This is a genomic window from Flavobacterium sp. JLP (assembly GCF_015350755.1).
In the GTDB taxonomy this organism is placed as follows: domain Bacteria; phylum Bacteroidota; class Bacteroidia; order Flavobacteriales; family Flavobacteriaceae; genus Flavobacterium.
Map to the genome: position 1 here is coordinate 619938 of NZ_JADKPS010000002.1, position 18976 is coordinate 638913.

11 protein-coding genes are annotated in these 18976 nt (G+C 34.4%); 4 read left to right on the forward strand and 7 right to left on the reverse strand.

Going from position 1 to position 18976, the window contains the following annotated elements; translation table 11 throughout:
- Nucleotides 1–70: 70 nt before the first annotated feature.
- The 5 genes from IRZ83_RS08115 to IRZ83_RS08135 all read right to left on the reverse strand — a co-directional run bounded on the left by IRZ83_RS08115 (nucleotide 71) and on the right by IRZ83_RS08135 (nucleotide 8000).
- Nucleotides 71–2185 carry a glycoside hydrolase family 97 protein gene (locus tag IRZ83_RS08115; protein ID WP_194568005.1) on the reverse strand — a complete coding sequence of 705 codons (2115 nt, stop codon included), beginning with the start codon at nucleotides 2183–2185 and terminating at the stop codon, nucleotides 71–73.
- A 27-nt stretch (nucleotides 2186–2212) separates the two neighbouring features.
- A complete protein-coding gene (locus tag IRZ83_RS08120; RefSeq protein ID WP_194568006.1) occupies nucleotides 2213–4516 on the reverse strand; it encodes a glycoside hydrolase family 65 protein in 2304 nt (767 codons plus the stop codon).
- A 246-nt stretch (nucleotides 4517–4762) separates the two neighbouring features.
- Nucleotides 4763–5416: a beta-phosphoglucomutase gene (gene pgmB / locus IRZ83_RS08125; RefSeq protein WP_194568007.1), complete on the reverse strand. Its 654-nt coding sequence runs from the start codon at nucleotides 5414–5416 to the stop codon at nucleotides 4763–4765.
- Nucleotides 5417–5437: 21 nt separating this feature from the next.
- A complete protein-coding gene (locus IRZ83_RS08130) occupies nucleotides 5438–6790 on the reverse strand; it encodes an MFS transporter (protein ID WP_194568009.1) in 1353 nt (450 codons plus the stop codon).
- Nucleotides 6791–6968: 178 nt separating this feature from the next.
- Nucleotides 6969–8000 carry a LacI family DNA-binding transcriptional regulator gene (locus IRZ83_RS08135; RefSeq protein ID WP_194568011.1) on the reverse strand — a complete coding sequence of 344 codons (1032 nt, stop codon included), beginning with the start codon at nucleotides 7998–8000 and terminating at the stop codon, nucleotides 6969–6971.
- Nucleotides 8001–8236: 236 nt separating this feature from the next.
- Here IRZ83_RS08135 and IRZ83_RS08140 point away from each other — a divergent pair, with 236 nt between their 5' ends.
- The 4 genes from IRZ83_RS08140 (at nucleotide 8237) to IRZ83_RS08155 (ending at nucleotide 16857) form a co-directional block, all read left to right on the forward strand.
- Nucleotides 8237–11176, forward strand: coding sequence for a SusC/RagA family TonB-linked outer membrane protein (locus IRZ83_RS08140; protein WP_194568013.1), 2940 nt, complete (start codon nucleotides 8237–8239; stop codon nucleotides 11174–11176).
- Nucleotides 11177–11193: 17 nt separating this feature from the next.
- Nucleotides 11194–12789 (forward strand): RagB/SusD family nutrient uptake outer membrane protein, encoded by a 1596-nt coding sequence (locus tag IRZ83_RS08145; protein ID WP_194568015.1) that lies wholly within the window; start codon nucleotides 11194–11196, stop codon nucleotides 12787–12789.
- Between the two features lie 31 nt (nucleotides 12790–12820).
- Nucleotides 12821–13921, forward strand: a complete 1101-nt coding sequence (locus IRZ83_RS08150; protein ID WP_194568017.1) for a SusE domain-containing protein — start codon at nucleotides 12821–12823, stop codon at nucleotides 13919–13921.
- 62 nt (nucleotides 13922–13983) lie between these two features.
- Nucleotides 13984–16857 (forward strand): alpha-amylase family glycosyl hydrolase, encoded by a 2874-nt coding sequence (locus IRZ83_RS08155; protein WP_194568019.1) that lies wholly within the window; start codon nucleotides 13984–13986, stop codon nucleotides 16855–16857.
- Nucleotides 16858–16936: 79 nt separating this feature from the next.
- On the opposite strand, the gene IRZ83_RS08160 is transcribed toward IRZ83_RS08155, so the two are convergent.
- Together IRZ83_RS08160 and IRZ83_RS08165 are read right to left on the reverse strand one after the other, a co-directional pair.
- On the reverse strand, nucleotides 16937–17179 hold the full coding sequence (locus IRZ83_RS08160) for a DUF6814 family protein (protein WP_194568021.1): 243 nt from the start codon (nucleotides 17177–17179) through the stop codon (nucleotides 16937–16939).
- A gap of 13 nt (nucleotides 17180–17192) precedes the next feature.
- Entirely contained in the window at nucleotides 17193–18689 is a 1497-nt protein-coding gene (locus IRZ83_RS08165; RefSeq protein WP_194568023.1) for an MFS transporter, read from the reverse strand.
- Between the last annotated feature and the right edge of the window lie 287 nt (nucleotides 18690–18976).

Genomic DNA, 18976 nt, shown 5'->3' on the forward strand with positions numbered 1-18976 from the left:
AACAATTAAGAAAAAAACTGGGGAGATTTTAATTTTAAATGAACTTACATTTCTTATATAGTTAATTAAATTATTTTGTTTCAATAATGCTTATTGCGTATCCTCCGCCTGGAGCAGATAATTGCGATAATTTTGATTTGTTTGTTACAGCAATTTTCTTGACCGTATAAGCCTGCGGATTTGTTTTGTAATGCGCATCTTTTGCATCAGCATAAATTGTTGCCGTGTATTTTTTACCTTTTTCAAGGAAGCTGAAATCGATGTTTGATGTACGAGGCGTTTCTCCGTTTACGTTTCCAACGAACCAGTTGTTTGTTCCTTTTGCTTTACGGGCAACCGTGATAAAATCGCCTGGTTCAGCCTCAATATATTTGCTTTCAGACCAGTCTACAGCTACATCTTTAATGAATTGAAATGCATCTGGAAAACGGTTGTAATTTTCTGGAGTATCTGCCGCCATCTGCAACGGACTGTACATAGTAACGTATAAAGCCAATTGATTACAAATTGTACTGTTTACATGCGATTTGTTATCTGGATTCATTTTGCTTATATCCATTTCGAAGATTCCCGGAGTGTAATCCATTGGACCTCCAATTAAACGTGTAAATGGTAAAACTGTTACGTGATTTGGTTTAGAACCTCCAAAAGCTTGGTATTCTGTTCCTCTTGCAGCTTCGTTACCAATTAAGTTTGGATATGTTCTGCAAATTCCTGTTGGGCGAACTGCTTCGTGAGCATTCACCATAATTTTATAATCAGCCGCTTTTTCGATAGCGTATTGATAATGGTTTACAATCCATTGATCATAATGGTTCTCACCGCGAGGCAAAATATCTCCAACGTAACCGCTTTTTACAGCATCGTATCCGTTGTCTTTCATGAATTGGTACGCTTTGTCCATATGGCGTTCGTAGTTGCGAACAGAACCAGAAGTTTCGTGGTGCATGATGATTTTTATTCCCTTAGATTTAGCGTATTCGTGCAAACCTTTTACATCAAAATCTGGGTAAGGCGTTAAGAAATCAAAAACATAATCTTTCGAATGTCCAAACCAGTCTTCCCAGCCTTCGTTCCAACCTTCAACTAAAACTGCGTCAAAACCATTTGCAGCAGCAAAATCAATGTATTTTTTTACGTTGGCATTGTTTGCTCCGTGTGTGCCGCTTGGTTTTGCTTTTGAGAAATCAGAAACACCCAATTGAACTGTAGGAAAATCATTTGTGTATGACCAAGAGCTTTTTCCTGTAATCATTTCCCACCAAACACCAACGTATTTTACGGGTTTAATCCAAGACGTATCATCAATTTTTGATGGATCATTTAAGTTTAAAGTCATTTTTGAAGACAAGATTTCTCTCGCATCGTCGCTGACCATAATTGTTCTCCAAGGCGAATGGCTTGGTGCCTGCATATATCCTTTATCACCTTTTGCATCTGGCGTTAACCAAGAAGTAAAAGTCATGTTTTTATCATCAAGATTCAAGTGCATACAAGAATAGTTGATCAAAGCGGCTTCGTGTAAGTTGATGTAAATTCCGTCATTTGTTTTTAACATCAAAGAAGTCTGAACTCCTGTTGGTGAAAAGTTCTTTTGAGAAACGTTTGCTGTATATGCTTTTTCAGACAAACCTCTGATTTCAGATAATTTCGATTTTGTATAATCGTATTCCTGAGTATCATAATCTCCTGGAATCCAAAAAGCAGTATGATCTCCAGTCATTGCAAATTGAGATCTTTCTTCTTTGATTACGAAGTAAGTAAGATTCTTTTGTGCCGGAAATTCATATCTAAATCCTAAACCGTCCTCAAATAAACGGAAACGAATTATGATTTGTCTGTCTGTTCCTTTTTGATTTAAAGTTACAGCCAATTCATTATAATGATTTCTGATATTGTCAACTTCTCCCCAAACTGGTTTCCACGTTTCATCAAAAGTCGAAGTTTTAGTATCAACAACTGTAAAGTCATTCAACAAAGATTTTTTGTCATCCTTAAGTTCAAGACCTAATTTACTGGTTTTTACAACCTCTTTATTTTTGTATTTTAAATTGTACGTTGGAGTTCCGTCGTTTTGCAGAGAAAATTCCATTACGAACTTTCCTTCGGGTGATTTTAATTGCTGCGCTTTTGCAATATTGCTGACCGCAAACAAAATTAAACTTGCGAAAAATAAGTTTTTCATGTTTTTAAGTTTTAAGTGTATTGTAATTTAATTTATTTGTACAAATTTACTTGCAATTACAGGATTTCCATTAACCACAATTGTTAAATCTTGATCGCCGTCTACAGTAAATGTTGTTTCGTTATGATTTACAGCTACTTTTAAAATTTGATTTCTGAAATTAATTTTAAAAGAGTAACCTTTCCATTCTTTTGGGATTTTTGGAGAGAAATGCAATTGATCGTTTTTTACTCTCATTCCGCCAAAACCTTCAACAATGCTCATCCAGGTTCCAGCCATAGACGTGATGTGACAGCCTTCTTCAACTTCTTTATTATAATCATCTAAATCCAAACGAGAAGTTCTTAAATAGAATGTATATGCCATATCCATTTTGTCTAAAACGGCAGCCTGAATCGAGTGTACGCAAGGAGAAAGTGAACTTTCATGAACCGTAAATGACTCATAAAAATCGAAGTTTTTTTCTAATTCTTCTCTCGAAAAATGATCTTCGAAGAAATAGAAACATTGTAAAACGTCAGCTTGTTTGATGTATGGCGAACGTAAAACACGATCCCAAGACCATTTTTGGTTAATTGGACGCTGTGAACGATCTAAATCTTTTACTGGAACTAGATCTTTGTCTAAGAAACCATCTTGCTGTAAATAAATACCCAATTCTTTTGAAGTTGGAAAATACATGTTATCTGCCACTTTTTTCCATTCCTGAATTTCAGCACCGGCAAGATTTACTTTTTCTAAAATACGTTTGTGATCTGCGGGATATTCTACAGCTACTTTTTTAATTTGTGCTTCAGCATAATCAATACACCATTTTGCAATATAATTGGTGTAAAAATTATTGTTGATGTTGTTTTCATATTCGTTTGGACCAGTAACTCCTAAAATCACATATTGATTTTTCTGCTTTGAGAAAGAAGCTCTTTGGTGCCAGAAGCGAGCAATTCCGATTAAAACTTCTAATCCTTTTTCCGGAATATAAGAGTAGTCGCCCGTGTAACGGTAATAGTTATAAATTGCAAAAGCAATCGCACCGTTTCTGTGGATTTCTTCATGGGTGATTTCCCATTCGTTGTGGCATTCTTCACCGTTCATGGTCACCATTGGGTACAATGCTGCGCCGTTTTTGAAACCTAGATTATCTTTAGCATTTTCAATCGCTTTATCCAATTGATTAAAACGATACGTCAATAAATTTCTCGCAACCTGCTGATCTTTTGTCGCCATATAAAACGGAATACAATAAGCTTCGGTATCCCAATAAGTAGATCCGCCGTATTTTTCTCCTGTGAAACCTTTTGGGCCAATATTTAAACGAGAATCTTTTCCAAGGTAAGTTTGATTTAATTGAAAGATGTTGAAACGAATACCTTGTTGGGCTTTTACATCTCCATCGATTGTAATATCTGACATTTCCCAGATTTTTGCCCAAGCTTCAATTTGATTTTGAAGTAAAACATCGTATCCTGAATTTAGAGCCGATTTTATTACTTTTTCTGCTGCTGACAATGTATTTTCGTGATTTAAAGAAACTGTATAACCACCAATTTTTTGAATTGATGAGGTTTGTCCTTTTGCAATAATAGTTCCGTAAGTAAACTGAACTTTATCAGCAGTAGAGTCGATTGTTGAAGGAGAAATATGAATATCTTCTCCGTTTGCAAAAATCGTATTGTGCATAAAAGTCGTAACTTTAAAATGCGTTTTAAAAGTCTGTGCTGTAACAAAAGCTTCGTTTGTTCCTTTTTTTACTTCAAGAGGTTCCCAAAATTTTTCTTCCCAGTTTGCATCTTCGTTTGTTACACCAGCGTCAATATAAGGTTTGTAAACGATTTTTGCATCTTTGTTTAAAGGTGTAATTTCGAATTTGATTATTCCAGTTTCATCCAAATCTAAAGAAAGAAAACGACGTACATTAACTGCAATTTCAGTTCCGTTTTTCAAAACTGCTTCAAAAGAACGATTGTACCATCCTTCTTTCATATTCAATTCTCTACGAAAATTTCTAACTTCAGAACATGTATTTAAATCAAGATTTTCTTCGTTGATTTCGATGTCAATTCCAATCCAGTTTGGCGCGTTTAATACTTTGGCAAAATATTTAGGATAACCATTTTTCCACCAGCCCACTTTTGTTTTGTCTGGATAATAAATACCAGCAATATAACTTCCTTGAAAAGTTTCACCGCTGTAGGTTTCTTCAAAATTGGCACGCTGTCCCATCGCACCGTTTCCGATACTAAAGAGACTTTCAGACGATTTTACTCTTTCTACATCAAATCCTTCTTCGATGATAGACCAATTGTCTGGTTTTATATAATCTTGATTCATTATTTTTTAATTTGATAATATGGCAATTTGATAATGTTTCAATTAGATAATGTGCCAATTTGATAATTTGATAATTATTTATTTTGTCTTGCTTCTAATTTGATTCTATCTTTATAATTGCCTGTTGTTCTACTATTTTACTTTTTTAATTAGATGATTGATATTTTTAAAATATCTAATGGTTGAATTAACGTGGTAATAAGTCATTTTCTAATTATCAAATTGACGCATTGCCACATTTTTTCACTAACCGATTAGTTTCTCAATAAACGCGGTGTTTATTTCTGTAAAATCTTTAAAAATATAATCAGCTTCATGTAAAATTGTTTCCTCACCAATTCCTACACTTACCATTTCTCCTATGTTTGCCGCCTGAATTCCGGCAACAGAATCTTCAAATACAATTGAATCTTTTGGATCAATATTTAACAATTGAGCCGCTTTTAAGAAAACTTCCGGATCTGGTTTTGCATTGGTAACGTCATTTCCGTCTACAATAACATCGAAATACGAAATGATTCCGGTTTTCTCTAAAATTGGCCTTGCATTTTTGCTGGCAGAACCCAATGCAATTCCTTGTTTTTTATCTTTTAATAATTGCAGAATTTTAAAAACTCCAGGAAGAATCTCGCTTTCATCCATGTCAACTAAATAAGATAGGTAATCTTCATTTTTTTGAACCAGCCATTTGTCTTTGTCTTCCTGAGAAGCTTGAACATTTCCTAATCCAAGTATAATATCCAACGAACGAACGCGGCTCACGCCTTTTAAAAGTTCGTTGTCTTCATGTGTAAAATTTATATTTAATGATTGAGCGATTTTCTGCCAAGCTAAAAAATGATATTTAGCGGTGTCGACAATTACGCCATCAAGGTCGAATATGAATGCTTTTTTGTTCATTATATAGTAAGTTCTTCTTAATTATTTTTGAATAGTATCATCTACATCTTTTACTTTGTAGACTAAAAGAGCGGCGATTAAAAAGCTAACTCCACTTGTAATTAAGGCATAAATAGCATCGCCATTGTAGAGGTATTTTACAATTGGACCGCCAATAAGTGCGTTTACAATTTGAGGAATTACGACGAAAAAGTTAAAAATACCCATGTAAACCCCCATTTTTTTAGGAGCAATGGATCCTGCAAGAATAGCGTAAGGCATTGCCAGTATACTGGCCCAAGCAACTCCAATTAAAATCATTGGTAATACAACCCAATCTTCATTTGGCATAAAGTAAATAGAGATTAATCCAATTCCTCCAATGATTAATGAAAGTGCGTGAGTTGATTTTCGTCCGATTTTTTTAGCGATATATGGCAGAAAAAACAGAGCAATAATAGCGGAAACTAAGTTGTAAACACCAAATAGAATTCCGACCCAATCTCCAGCATCTTGATATTGCTGGCTAGAAGTATCATTTAATGGCAATCCATAAATATGGTGAGCTATAGCTGGAGTTGTGAAAACCCACATTCCAAATAATCCAAACCAAGAGAAAAATTGCACCCAGCTAAGCTGACGCATTGTTGTTGGCATTTTTGCAAAATCAGTAAAAATGTCTGTAAGTTTAGATTTTTCTTCAGATGGAATGTCCACTTCGCTTTGAGGATCTTCAAAATTGGCTAATTCTTCGGGAGTGTATTCTTTTGTAGTAAAAAGAGTCACTAGAATTGAACCAATTAAAACTGCAGCTCCAATGATAAATGATAGTTTTAGATTTAAGGGTATACTTCCGGCAGGAGCATTGTTTGAAATATGAAAATATTTTGTCAATACATAAGGCAATGCTGAACCAATTACAGCTCCAAAACCAATTAATGAAGTTTGAATACTGAAACCAGCGGTACGCTGATCTGTTCTTAAATTATCACCAACTAAAGCACGAAATGGCTCCATGGCAATATTGAAAGAAGCATCCATAATCATTAACATTCCGGCCCCAACCCATAAAGCAGGCAAAACTGAAATGAAAATATTAGCCTGAGGCATTAAAATTAATCCTACTGAAGCTAAAATAGCACCTACTAGAAAAAAAGGTTTTCTTCGCCCGAATCTTCCCCAGGTTTTATCGCTATAATGACCAATAACAGGCTGTACTATTAATCCCATAAGGGGAGCAATAATCCAAAACCATGAAAGTTCATGTACGTCAGCACCAAAAATTTGAAGAATTCTGCTGGCATTTGCATTCTGAAGTGCAAATCCCATTTGTATTCCCAAGAAACCGAAACTCATGTTCCAAATTTCCCAGAAACTTAATTTACGCTTTTCCATTATCGTAATTAAAAATTAACTAGACGATAAGCGCTTTGCTTATCAAAACTTACTATTTTTTTCGAAGTAAAAGTAAAAGCTTTGACGGCCGTAAAAGTATAAATTATTTTTAGATATTAGCTAACAAAAAAGCCATAAATATTATTTATGGCTTTAGAATAGGTTGATTTTAAGAAAATTAATCAGTAGATTCTCTTTTTATAAGATGTGTTTCGATAACTTCTGTAGTGTAGTTTTCATTTTCTTCCTCCTCATCTTCATGCTCTGCTTCGAGCCTTTCAATAAGCATTTTAGCAGCTTTATTTCCCATTTTTTCACCACTCTGGCTTACGGTTGTAATACTTGGTGTCGAATATTTTGAGATGATTCCGTCTGTAAAAGCAATTACAGCTAAATCTTCAGGAATTTTAAGTCCCATTTTTGATGCGGTCTTGATAATTGTTACTGCAAAAAGTTCATTTACAGCAAAAACAGCATCAAAAGCACGATCGTGCAAAAGTTGGCTAATGGTAATTTCGCAAGTGTCTACATCTTCAATTTTGATTATTAAATCTTCATTAAAAGGTAATCCGTTATCTAAAAGTGCTTTTTCGTAGCCGTCAGTTCTGAGTTTTCCAACACTTACATAATCAACAGTGGTAACAAGCGCTATCTTTTTTCTGCCGTTGTCAATTAAACTTTGAACGGCCTCATATGCTGCTGCCTTATCATCAATAATTACTTTGTCGCATAAAATATCATTAGTAACTCGGTCGAACATTACAACGGGCATTCCCTGATTGATTACTTCTGTAATATGATGAAAATCACCTTTATATTGCGTTTCTTTAGATAAAGACATGATAAAACCATCAATACTTCCGTTGGCCAGCATCTCCATATTCAATACTTCCTTGTCAAAAGAATCATCAGACAAACAGATTACAACGCTATAACCATTTTCGTTGGCAACCTGCTCAATTCCGTTAATGACAGTAGAGAAAAAATAATGTACAATTTCTGGAATTATAATACCAATACTCTTGGTTTTTCTGTTTTTTAGGCTTAAAGCGATATTATTCGGCTTATAATTGTAAAACTTTGCAAAAGCCTGCACTTTTAAGCGTGTCTCTTCGCCTATCTCTAAACTGTTTCTGAGTGATTTTGAGACAGTTGAAATAGATACGTCAAGTTCCTTTGCAATCTGTTTTAGGGTTATTTTGCGTTTCATAATGGTTTTTTGGAAAAAATCTATTTGTTAATAAAGGTATGCTATATTTTTATAATTGATAATTTTTGACTTAAAAGATTACAAAAAATAGAAAGTTTTCAACACTATCACGTTTTCGTAAACTAATAAAAATGGCTATGTATTGCCAGTGTTAATAAATTCCTAATTTTGAAATTCGAAGTAAAATTAAAAACTTAACTAACAATCACAAACTCAAACTAATTTAAACAAAAAGTATGAAAACAATTTACAAAAAGTTGTTATTTTTATTCCTACTGCTGCCGTTTACTGTGTTAGCTCAAAGCACACTAAGCGGAACTGTTGTCGATAAGGCTACAGGACAGCCGATTCCGGGCGTAAATGTAAATGTACAGGGCGCTACAGGAGGCACCTCTACAGATTTTGACGGGAAATTTCAATTGCCTAATCTAAAAAATGGTGACAAAGTTGTCGTTTCATTTATTGGATACAAAAGCACTACCGTTGCTTTTTCTGGTCAAAAAACAGTAAGTGTTTCGCTAGAAGAAGATACCAACCAACTTAAAGAAGTTGTTGTACAAGTAGGTTACGGAACTGTTAAGAAAAAGGATGCAACAGGTGCTGTAACGGTATTAACAACAAAAGATTTTAATAAAGGACCTGTTACATCTGCAGATCAGATGATTCAAGGTAAAGTAGCTGGTTTACAGATCATAAACGGTGGAGGTTCTCCAGGAGCTGATCCGATTGTAAGAATTAGAAGCGGGTCTTCTCTTAGTGCAAGCAACGATCCTTTATATGTAATTGATGGTGTTCCGGTTGCAGCTGGAGGAGTTGAAGGAGGAAGAAATCCACTTTCAACAATTAACCAAAATGATATTGAATCGATTTCAGTTTTAAAAGATGCTTCAGCTACTGCCATTTACGGTTCTAGAGCTTCTAACGGGGTAATTATTATTACGACTAAAAAAGGAAAAGCTGGTGATATTAAAGTAAGTTACAACGGAAACTTTCAAGTTTCAGAAGTAACTCAAAAAGTTGATGCTTTGTCAAGCGGTCAATTTAGAGATTTTGTAGCTGCAAACGGAACTGCTGCTCAACAAGCTTTAGTAGGTTCTGCAAATACAAACTGGCAAGATGAAATTTACAGAACTGCTATGGGTACTGATCAAAATATCTCTGCTAGCGGTGGTGTTGATAATATAGCTTACAGAGCTTCTGTTGGTTACACAAACTTAAATGGTATTTTATTAAGAGATAATTTTGAGAGAACTACATTAGGAGTTTCGCTTACTGGAGACTTTTTTGACAAACACTTAAAAGTTCAGGTGAATAATAATACTTCTGTGATTAAAAGTAATTATAGTACTACTGGAGCTGTAAGTGCTGCGATAGGCTTTGATCCAACTCAATCAGTTAAAAATGCTGACGGAACTTATTTTCAATGGCTAACTAATCCAACAGAATTTAATCAATTGGCTGGAAAAAACCCAGTTGCTTTGATTAATCAACAAGATAATTTAGGTACTTTTTATAGAAGTCTAGGAAATATTCAATTGGATTATAAATTACACTTTTTACCAGAATTAAAAGCTGTTGCAAATTTTGGTTACGATCAAATGAATGGTCGTGGTTATGGTGGAATCAATGGAGATTACTTAAACGGTCTTAAAGGGTCAGGTTATAACAATAGCTATGAAAACGTAGAAAAAAGAAACAATAAATTAATGGATTTATATCTTAACTATAACAAGAAAATTGAGTCGATTGATACTCAGTTAGATGTTACAGGAGGTTATACTTACCAAGATTTTAGAGAAGAGAAAAACAAATCAAGCTACAATTTTGAGAATGATTTGAATACAGTAGAATTGTTTACACCAACACATATTAATTTACAATCTTTCTTTGGAAGAGCAAATATTAGTGTTGCTGATAAATATTTAGTGACGCTTTCTATCAGACGTGATGGTACTTCAAGATTTGCAGAAAATAATCGCTGGTCAAATTTCCCTGCAGCTTCTGTAGCTTGGAAATTGAATGAAGAAGGTTTCTTAAAAGATGTGAGTGCTATTACTTCATTAAAATTAAGAGGAGGATGGGGTATAACTGGACAGCAAAATATTGGAGTTAGTTATCCTTCTTTACCATTATATTTAGCATCAAACAGTGCTGCTCAATATCAAATTGGCAATACATTTTATACCACTTACAGACCGCAGCCATACAATAGTAATTTGAAATGGGAGGAAACGACTACTGTAAACATTGGATTAGATTTTGGTCTTTTCAATAATAGAATTACAGGTACAGCAGATCTTTACCAAAGAACAACAGATGATTTATTATTGTATACTCAAAATCCTGCATTTTTTGGATTTTCAAATTATGATAACTACAATGTTGGTAGTATTAAAAATAAAGGACTTGAGTTAGCTGCTGAGGTGATTCCGGTTCAAACAGATAATTTAGAATGGAGAATTGGTGGAAATATTACTTTCCAAGATTCAAAAATTACAAAATTAACAACTACTCAAGATAATACTCCAGGGATTGATACAGGAGATATTGGAGGAGGAACAGGAAATAAAATCCAAAATCATCAAGTAGGTTATGCTCCAAGTTCATTTTATGTGTACGAGCAAGCATACGGCGCTGACGGAAAACCTTTAGAAGGCGTTTTTGTAGATCGTAATAAAGACGGAATTGTAAATGCTGATGACAGATACCGTTTTCACAAACCTGCAGCAGATATTTTTTACGGATTCTATACTAGTTTAACATACAAAAGTTGGGATATGTCTATGAACTGGAGAGGTTCATGGGGTAACTATATGTACAATAACGTAGATTCAGGTTATGGTACTTATAACAATGTTTTAACCAGACAAACTGACTTATCAAATGGTGTTGAGAATCTTTTAGAAACAGGATTTAAAAAATCAAGCGATTTTCAATTGCACTCTGATTACTACGTGCAAAATGCTTCTTTCGTAAAATTGGATAACATTGCAATTGGATACACTTTTAATCAAAAAATTAAAGGTATCTCTACGCTAAAGTTAACGGCATCAGCTCAAAATGTTTTGACAATTACAAAATATGACGGATTGAATCCTGAAATTTCAGGAGGTATAGATAATAACATTTATCCTCGTCCAATTACTTTCACGTTAGGATTAAACGCTAACTTCTAATTCAAATAACAAGAAAAATGAAAAAGATACAAATAAAATTAATGGGTATTTCTTTGTTTATGATGACGATGTTGTTTTCATCATGTACAGATGATTTAAACCAATCACCAGATACAGGAGATTCTGTAAGCAGTGACGAACTTTTTGCAGATCCTGCCGCTTACAAAGGAAACTTAGCTAAATTATATGCTGGTTTTGCAACTACAGGACAGCAAGGTCCAGCAGGAAGTCCAGATATTTCTGGAATCGACGAAGGAACAAGCCAATATATTAGAGGTTTTTGGATGATGCAGGAATTAACAACTGATGAAGCTGTTATTGCATGGAATGATGGTACTATCAAAGATTTTCACTCACAGACTTGGTCATCATCAGACACTTTTATTGCTGCAACATTTTCACGTTTTTCTTTTCAAATCGTAAACTGTAATGAGTTTTTAAGACAAACTACAGATGAAAAATTAGCAGGAAGAGGAGTAACAGATGCTGCTATTTTAGCAGATATTAAGTTGTATCGTGCAGAAGCTCGTTTTTTAAGAGCTTTAACATACTGGCATTTGGTAGATACTTTTGGAGGAGGATCATTAGTAACAGAAGATTCTCCAACTACATTCTACTATCCGGAGTATGCTACAAGAGCTGAGCTGTATAAATTTATAGATGAAGAACTTACTGCAATTGAGCCGTTATTGAAGGCACCAAAAACAAATGAATTGTATCGTGCTGATCAAGCTGCTGCTTGGATGCTGCATGCTAAATTATACATGAATGCAAAAGTTTATATTGGTACAGACAATTATGCAGCTGCACTTCCATTAATTGAAAAAGTTATTACTTCTGGTTATACTATTCATAATAACTACAATCAGTTGTTTTTAGCTGATAACGATAAAAATGGAGCTCAAAATGAATTTATTTTTGCTGTTGCTTTTGACGGAATCAAAACTCAAACTTACGGAGGAACGACATTCTTAGTTCATGCACCAGTTGGAGGAAGTATGCCTATCGCGCAGTTTGGTATAAATGGAGGCTGGGGAGGTATTAGAACAACATCTGCTTTTGTAAATAAGTTTGATGCTAATACAACAGATACAAGAGGTCAGTTTTATACAGCTGGACAGTCTAAAGAAATTGCAGATCTTGGTTCATTTACAGATGGATATGCTATTCAGAAATTTAAGAATGTTGATGTGAATGGTGTTCAAGGATCAGATAAAGCAGGAAATTTTGCAGATACTGATTTTCCAATATTTAGATTAGCTGATGCTTATTTAATGTATGCAGAATGTGTTGTAAGAGGTGCAGGAGGTAGTTTAGGAACTGCAACTAATTATATAAATGCATTAAGAACTAGAGCAAAAGGTAATACTATAACTCAAACAGATCTTAACTTAAATTTCATTTTAGATGAAAGAGGAAGAGAACTTCACTGGGAAGGACACCGTAGAACTGATTTGATCCGTTTCGGTAAATTTACTGGAGGCGCTTATTTATGGCCATGGAAAGGAAATGTTGCTGCAGGAACATCTACACAATCTTTCAGAGACTTATTTCCAATTCCAGCAGGGGCTTTAGGTTCAAACCAAAAATTGAAACAAAATCCTGGATACTAAAAAAAAACTTACTAACTAAATAATACCACAAATGAAAAATATAACTAAATCACTAATTGCTTTATTCGCATTAGTTGCAGTATCATGCAGCGTTGAAGATGTACAAGACAGACCTGTTATTGACGGAGTTGATGCTCCTGTTTTAACAGCTCCTTTATCTGGTGCTGCTTACGTTTTAACTCCGGCTAACGCAGATGCACAAGCAGAGCGTTTTACATGGAATTCTGCAAATTACGGGGGAGATGTTGAAGTAACTTATACAGTTGAGGTTGACTCAAAAGGAAATTCTTTTAAAACACCTCAAGAATTAGGAACAGTAAAATCTGCAAATCAGGTTTCAGTTTCTGTTGGAAAATTAAATACTGCGGCATTAGCTTTAAAAGCGACTCCATTTGTAACAGCAGATTTTGAAGTACGTGTTAAATCTACTGTAGCAACAAATATTATGTATTCTAACGTTGTCGGAATTGTTGTAACACCTTACACTACTGAAACTCCAAAATTATGGGTTCCAGGAGGATATCAAGCGGCAAGTGGTTACGGTTCAGATTGGACTCAATCTTCTGCTCCTACATTATTAGCTGAAGGTTACGGAAAAACTGCTTTTGACGGTTATGTATATTTTGCAACAGCTCAAGATAACACTGTTGATGGAAAAGGATTTAAGTTAACTACTCAAGCTGACTTTAATGGTACAAACTACGGAATTGGTGCTGCTGCTGGAACATTAAGTGCTGCTCCAACAGCTAAAAATCTTCCAATTCTTACAGCAGGTTACTATAGAATTAAAGCAGATACTGATCCTGCAAAATTAACATACTCTGCAACTAAAGTTACTTGGGGAATTATTGGTAACGGAACTCCAGGAGGATGGGATGCAGATACACCAATGACTTATAATCCTACTACTAAAAAATGGACAGTTACTGTAGTTTTAACAGCTCAAGCTGCTCCTGACAATGGTATGAAATTTAGAGCAAATGGCAACTGGGATTTAAATTATGGAGATACGGGTGCTAATGGAACTCTAGAAGAAGGAGGAACTAATATTGGTACTTCTGCTGGAACTTATTTAATCACTTTAGATTTAAGCAGTCCAAGAAATTATACTTACACAATGGTAAAACAATAATAAGTTGAAAACCAAAAAAGAGGCTATCTACGGATAGCCTTTTTTAATAAAAGCTATTAATTATGAAAAAAACTTTACTATTACTTTTCCTTTTGTTGTCTGCGATGTCATTCGCACAGCAGCAAACGGCAACTTATACGGTGAGTCCTTCTTCTTTTGAGGAAACTGCTTCAATTACGATTACAATTAATGGGAGCAGTATAAATGAAAGTACTTGGGGCGTTACAGACAACTCACTTTATCTTTGGGCTTGGGCTTTTGATACCAATGATACTACTCAAAAAGGAACTCCAGATAATGGTGCTTGGGAAGCTTCAAGTGAAGCAAGTAAATTTACTTACAATGCCGCTACAGATACTTATACAAAAACCATTACGCCAACAACATATTATAATACTACTGGAATTGGCAAAATTGGTTTTTTAATTAAAGCTAAAAACGGAACTGGTGATAAAAAATCACAAGACATTTTAGTTGAAGTTGGATCTTTTCAAGTTAATCTAACTTCTCCTGTAGAAAATAGCACAGCAATTTTAGCTTCGGGTTCTAATTTTACTATTGCTGCAACAAATACAAACGGAACAGCAAGTTATACTTTAAAAGCAAACGGAATCTCAATTGATACTAATGCAAGCACATCAAGTTATTCGTATACTGCTGCTAATGTAACAGCTAATCAAAACTATGAATTGGTTGTTGTACAGGGAACGGTTACAATTTCTAAAAAGTTTTCTATTGTAATAAATCCAAATACAGTTTCTGAAGCTATGCCAGCAGGTTTAGTTGACGGAATTAATTATAATCCTTCAGATGTTACAAAAGCAACTTTAGTATTAGATGCGCCTTTAAAAGATTTTGTATACGTTGCAGGAAGTTTCAATAACTGGAATCCGACATCTGCGTATGCCATGAAAAAAGACCCAGTTTCAGGGAAATTCTGGTTAGAATTAACGGGATTAGTTTCTGGAGTTAATAATACGTATCAATATTGGGTTGTAGACAATACACCGCTTGCAAACTCGCCTTCATTAGTAAAAACGGCTGATCCTTATTCAACTTTGGTTTTGTCTCCTTACGATGATTCATCGATTCCTTCAGCTTCGTACCCTAATTTACCAGCTTACCCAGCAGGACAAAATTTTGAAGTTACGGTTCTTAAAACAGGACAAACTCCATATAATTGGCAGGTAACTAATTTTGCAAAACCTGAAAAAGATAAATTAGTAGTTTATGAACTTTTGGTTCGTGATTTTGATGCTAAAAGAAATTATCAAAGCATTATTGACAGAATAGATTATTTTAAAACACTTAAAATAAATGCTATCGAATTGATGCCTGTAATGGAATTTGAAGGAAATGAGAGCTGGGGTTATAATACTTCGTTTCATATGGCTTTAGATAAATTTTACGGTACTTCTGACAAATTAAAAGAGTTGATTGATGTATGTCACCAAAACGGAATTGCAGTTATTCTTGACGTAGCATTAAATCATGCTTTTGGTAGAAATCCGATGGTTAGGATGTGGATGAATGATCCTGATGGAGATGGTTTTGGATCGCCAACAGCTGAAAATCCTTATTTTAATACCGTTGCAAAACACAGTTATAGTGTTGGCGAAGATTTCAATCATCAATCTGCTAAAACACAATATTATGTAGAGCGCGTTGTAAAACAATGGATTGAGGAGTATAAAATTGACGGTTTCCGTTGGGATTTAACCAAAGGATTTACTCAAGCCTGTACTGCAGCAGATGAGTCTTGTACAAATGCTTATCAGCAAGATAGAGTAGATGTATTGAAGAAATATGCTGATTACTCTTGGAGCCTTGATCCAAAACATTATACTATTTTCGAACATTTAGGAACTGATACTGAAGAACAGCAATGGGCAAATTACAGAGTTGCCGAGACGCCAAGCAAAGGTATTATGTTGTGGGGAAAAATGACAGATCAATACAATCAACTATCAATGGGATATGCGACAAGCAATAATATTTCAAGAATGGTTAGTGCGAACCGCGGTTTTACAGCGAATCGTTTGATGGGTTATGCAGAAAGTCATGATGAAGAACGTTTGATGTATAAAAACGTACAGTATGGAAATGCTGCTGGAACTTATAGCGTAAAAACATTAAATACAGCTTTGTCAAGAATGTCCGCAATTGGAGCCGTTTCTTTATTGATTCCGGGGCCAAAAATGATTTGGCATTTTGGAGAACTTGGTTGGGATGATTCTATTTTTACCTGTAATAACGGAACTGTAAATGATGCTTCGGCAACTATTACCGGAGATTGTAAATTAGACACTAAACCCCAGCCACAATGGGCAGAAAATTGGTTGGGCGATCCAAATAGAAATAAAATTTATTACGATTGGGCCAAAATGATTAACCTGAAAGTAACTGAGCCTGTGTTTTTAGGAACAGCTACAATGGCAAATGCAAATACATTAACTGTAAATATAAAAATTACAAATGCAAGCTTGGCTTCGACACAATTAAAAGATGTATTGATTATAGCCAATTTTGATGTTACGGCTCAAAATGTAGCTACAGGTTTTCAGTATAGTGGAACTTGGTACAATTTAATGGACAACTCAACTTTAAATGTTACTGATCCAACAGCTACTATAAATTTAGCGCCTGGAGAATATAGAGTTTACGGAAACAAAACGGCTAATTTGGCTTTGCCTGATTTTGAAAAAGGAAGCTCAGTTAATTTATATCCTAACCCAGTTTCAAATTATTTCACTTTAAATATTGCTGTAACTAAAGTTCAGGTTTATGCGATATCAGGTCAATTAGTGAAAAGCTTTGCTGCAAATGGAAATACAGATTTTCAATTTGGCGTAAGCGACCTAAAAACGGGATTGTATATTGTAAAAGCACTTGATGAGAATAATAAAATTCAGGTAATGAAATTTATTAAAAAATAAACATTGCGTACAGTAATTTAAAAATTGGTTTTGTTAGTAATGCAAGAGGGCTGTCTATTATAGACAGCCCTCTTGTTGTTTAAGTGATTTTGGTTATTTTTTTATCATTGTTGTATTCGCCGATAACAGAAAAATAACCAAAAGTACCCAAACCCAAAACGATCAGCGGGGTGAGAATAAATAGGATGATAACTCCAAAAACCAAGTCATCTTGCTGGTCTGATAAAAATTTTGGCAAGCCAAATTCAAACACACAAAAATAAGCAGCGGCGATGGAAAGTATGATCCATAAAACACCTAAAATTTTTTTAATTGTATTCATATATATGTAGGTATTAAAGGTGATTCGTTTTGTTTTTATTATCAATATAGATCATACCTATTACAAAGCAGACTGAAGCAATAATGATAGGATACCAAAGTCCGTCAAGATAAAATTCTGGTTTGCCATTCGCTTTGGCGTGTGTTACAAAATAGGTTGAAATCGCTGGAAGCAAGCCTCCAAAAATTCCGTTACCAACGTGATATGGCAATGACATTGATGTGTATCTGATTTTAGCTGGAAACATCTCAACTAAAAATGCAGCAATTGGACCGTAAACCATTGTCACAAATAAAACCTGAATAAAGACCCAAAAAATTAAACTCCATTCGTCTTCAGAATTGATATTGATACTAACATTGACTTGTGATTTTTTCTTAGTATTAAAATCTGTCTTTTTTTCAATGTACGTAGTTCCGTCTGTGTAGGTTTTTGAAATTGTGGTTATTACATCATTATTTTTTGTTCTTTCAATGTTTTGACTTCTTTTTTCTACAATTTCGGTTTTGTAACTAACATCTGCTGTGTTGTACATTTCTGTGTAAATAGATCTATAAGATAAAATTGCAAGCAACATTCCAAACATCATAATATATTTTCTTCCAACTTTATCACTGAGCCATCCAAAAACAATAAAAAAGGGAGTTCCTAGCAACAAAGCTATTCCAAGTAATTCATCAACTTGCGATGAATCAACATTCATAACTGTTTTCATGAAGCTCATAGCGTAAAATTGTCCTGTGTACCAAACAACGCCTTGCCCCATTGTTGCTCCAAATAATGCGAGCAATACGAATTTTAAGTTATATCTGTTTCCAAAACTTTCTTTTAGCGGATTTGTACTCGTTTTGCCTTCTTTTTTAGCTTTAGCAAACACAGGAGATTCGTCCATATTTTTTCGGATCAAATACGAAATTCCTACCATTACAATCGAAACCCAAAAAGGAACACGCCATCCCCAAGAATCAAAATCTTCGCTTGAAAGTACATTTTTAGTGGCTAGAATTACCATTAGGGAGATAAACAAGCCAATTGTAGCTGTGGTTTGAATCCATGATGTCCAATATCCTTTTTGTCCAACAGGGGCATGTTCAGCTACGTAAGTTGCTGCGCCGCCATATTCTCCACCCAAAGCAAGCCCTTGTAATAAACGAAGAATTAAAACCAATAAAGGTGCAAAAAAACCAATAGATTCATAACTCGGAATACAACCTATTAAAAAAGTAGAGCCTCCCATTAATAATAAGGTAGCCATAAAAGTGTATTTACGGCCAATAATGTCGCCAAGGCGTCCAAAAAATAAAGCTCCAAAAGGTCTTACTACAAATCCGGCAGCAAAAGTGGCCAATGTCGATAGAAATGCTGCAGTAGGATTATCACTCGGAAAGAATTTAGTTGATATAACAACAGCTAAACTGCCAAAAATATAGAAATCATACCATTCAATCATGGTTCCCATTGATGAAGCCGAAATTACTTTCCAAATGCCTTTTGTAGAATTTTTACCCATAAAATAATCTTGTGTTCTTCTTAATAAATAAAAGTATAAGGTATTGTTTTACGAATATAAAGCATATTTGTTTAAATAATCAATACTTTTTTAACAAAAGCACATTATTTGCTGACTTTTATAGTTTAAAAATAAAAATGAAAGTTGTTTCTTCTTAAAGAATAAAATCTAGGTATGTTTTTCTTAGAATTATCAGAAATATCAAAGTAGGAATTGAGATTTAACCTCAAGCACAAAATAAAAAGCTTAGAAATTAAGCCATACTTTGTCATTTTGCCGCAAAGCCC

What these genes read in the sequence shown, in the direction of transcription:
- IRZ83_RS08145 (WP_194568015.1), top strand. Translation starts at nt 11,194, where the DNA reads ATGAAAAAGATACAAATAAAATTAATGGGTATTTCTTTGTTTATGATG.
- IRZ83_RS08140 (WP_194568013.1), top strand. Translation starts at nt 8,237, where the DNA reads ATGAAAACAATTTACAAAAAGTTGTTATTTTTATTCCTACTGCTGCCG.
- IRZ83_RS08150 (WP_194568017.1), top strand. Translation starts at nt 12,821, where the DNA reads ATGAAAAATATAACTAAATCACTAATTGCTTTATTCGCATTAGTTGCA.
- pgmB (WP_194568007.1), bottom strand. Translation starts at nt 5,416, where the DNA reads ATGAACAAAAAAGCATTCATATTCGACCTTGATGGCGTAATTGTCGAC.
- IRZ83_RS08165 (WP_194568023.1), bottom strand. Translation starts at nt 18,689, where the DNA reads ATGGGTAAAAATTCTACAAAAGGCATTTGGAAAGTAATTTCGGCTTCA.
- IRZ83_RS08160 (WP_194568021.1), bottom strand. Translation starts at nt 17,179, where the DNA reads ATGAATACAATTAAAAAAATTTTAGGTGTTTTATGGATCATACTTTCC.
- IRZ83_RS08115 (WP_194568005.1), bottom strand. Translation starts at nt 2,185, where the DNA reads ATGAAAAACTTATTTTTCGCAAGTTTAATTTTGTTTGCGGTCAGCAAT.
- IRZ83_RS08120 (WP_194568006.1), bottom strand. Translation starts at nt 4,516, where the DNA reads ATGAATCAAGATTATATAAAACCAGACAATTGGTCTATCATCGAAGAA.
- IRZ83_RS08155 (WP_194568019.1), top strand. Translation starts at nt 13,984, where the DNA reads ATGAAAAAAACTTTACTATTACTTTTCCTTTTGTTGTCTGCGATGTCA.
- IRZ83_RS08135 (WP_194568011.1), bottom strand. Translation starts at nt 8,000, where the DNA reads ATGAAACGCAAAATAACCCTAAAACAGATTGCAAAGGAACTTGACGTA.
- IRZ83_RS08130 (WP_194568009.1), bottom strand. Translation starts at nt 6,790, where the DNA reads ATGGAAAAGCGTAAATTAAGTTTCTGGGAAATTTGGAACATGAGTTTC.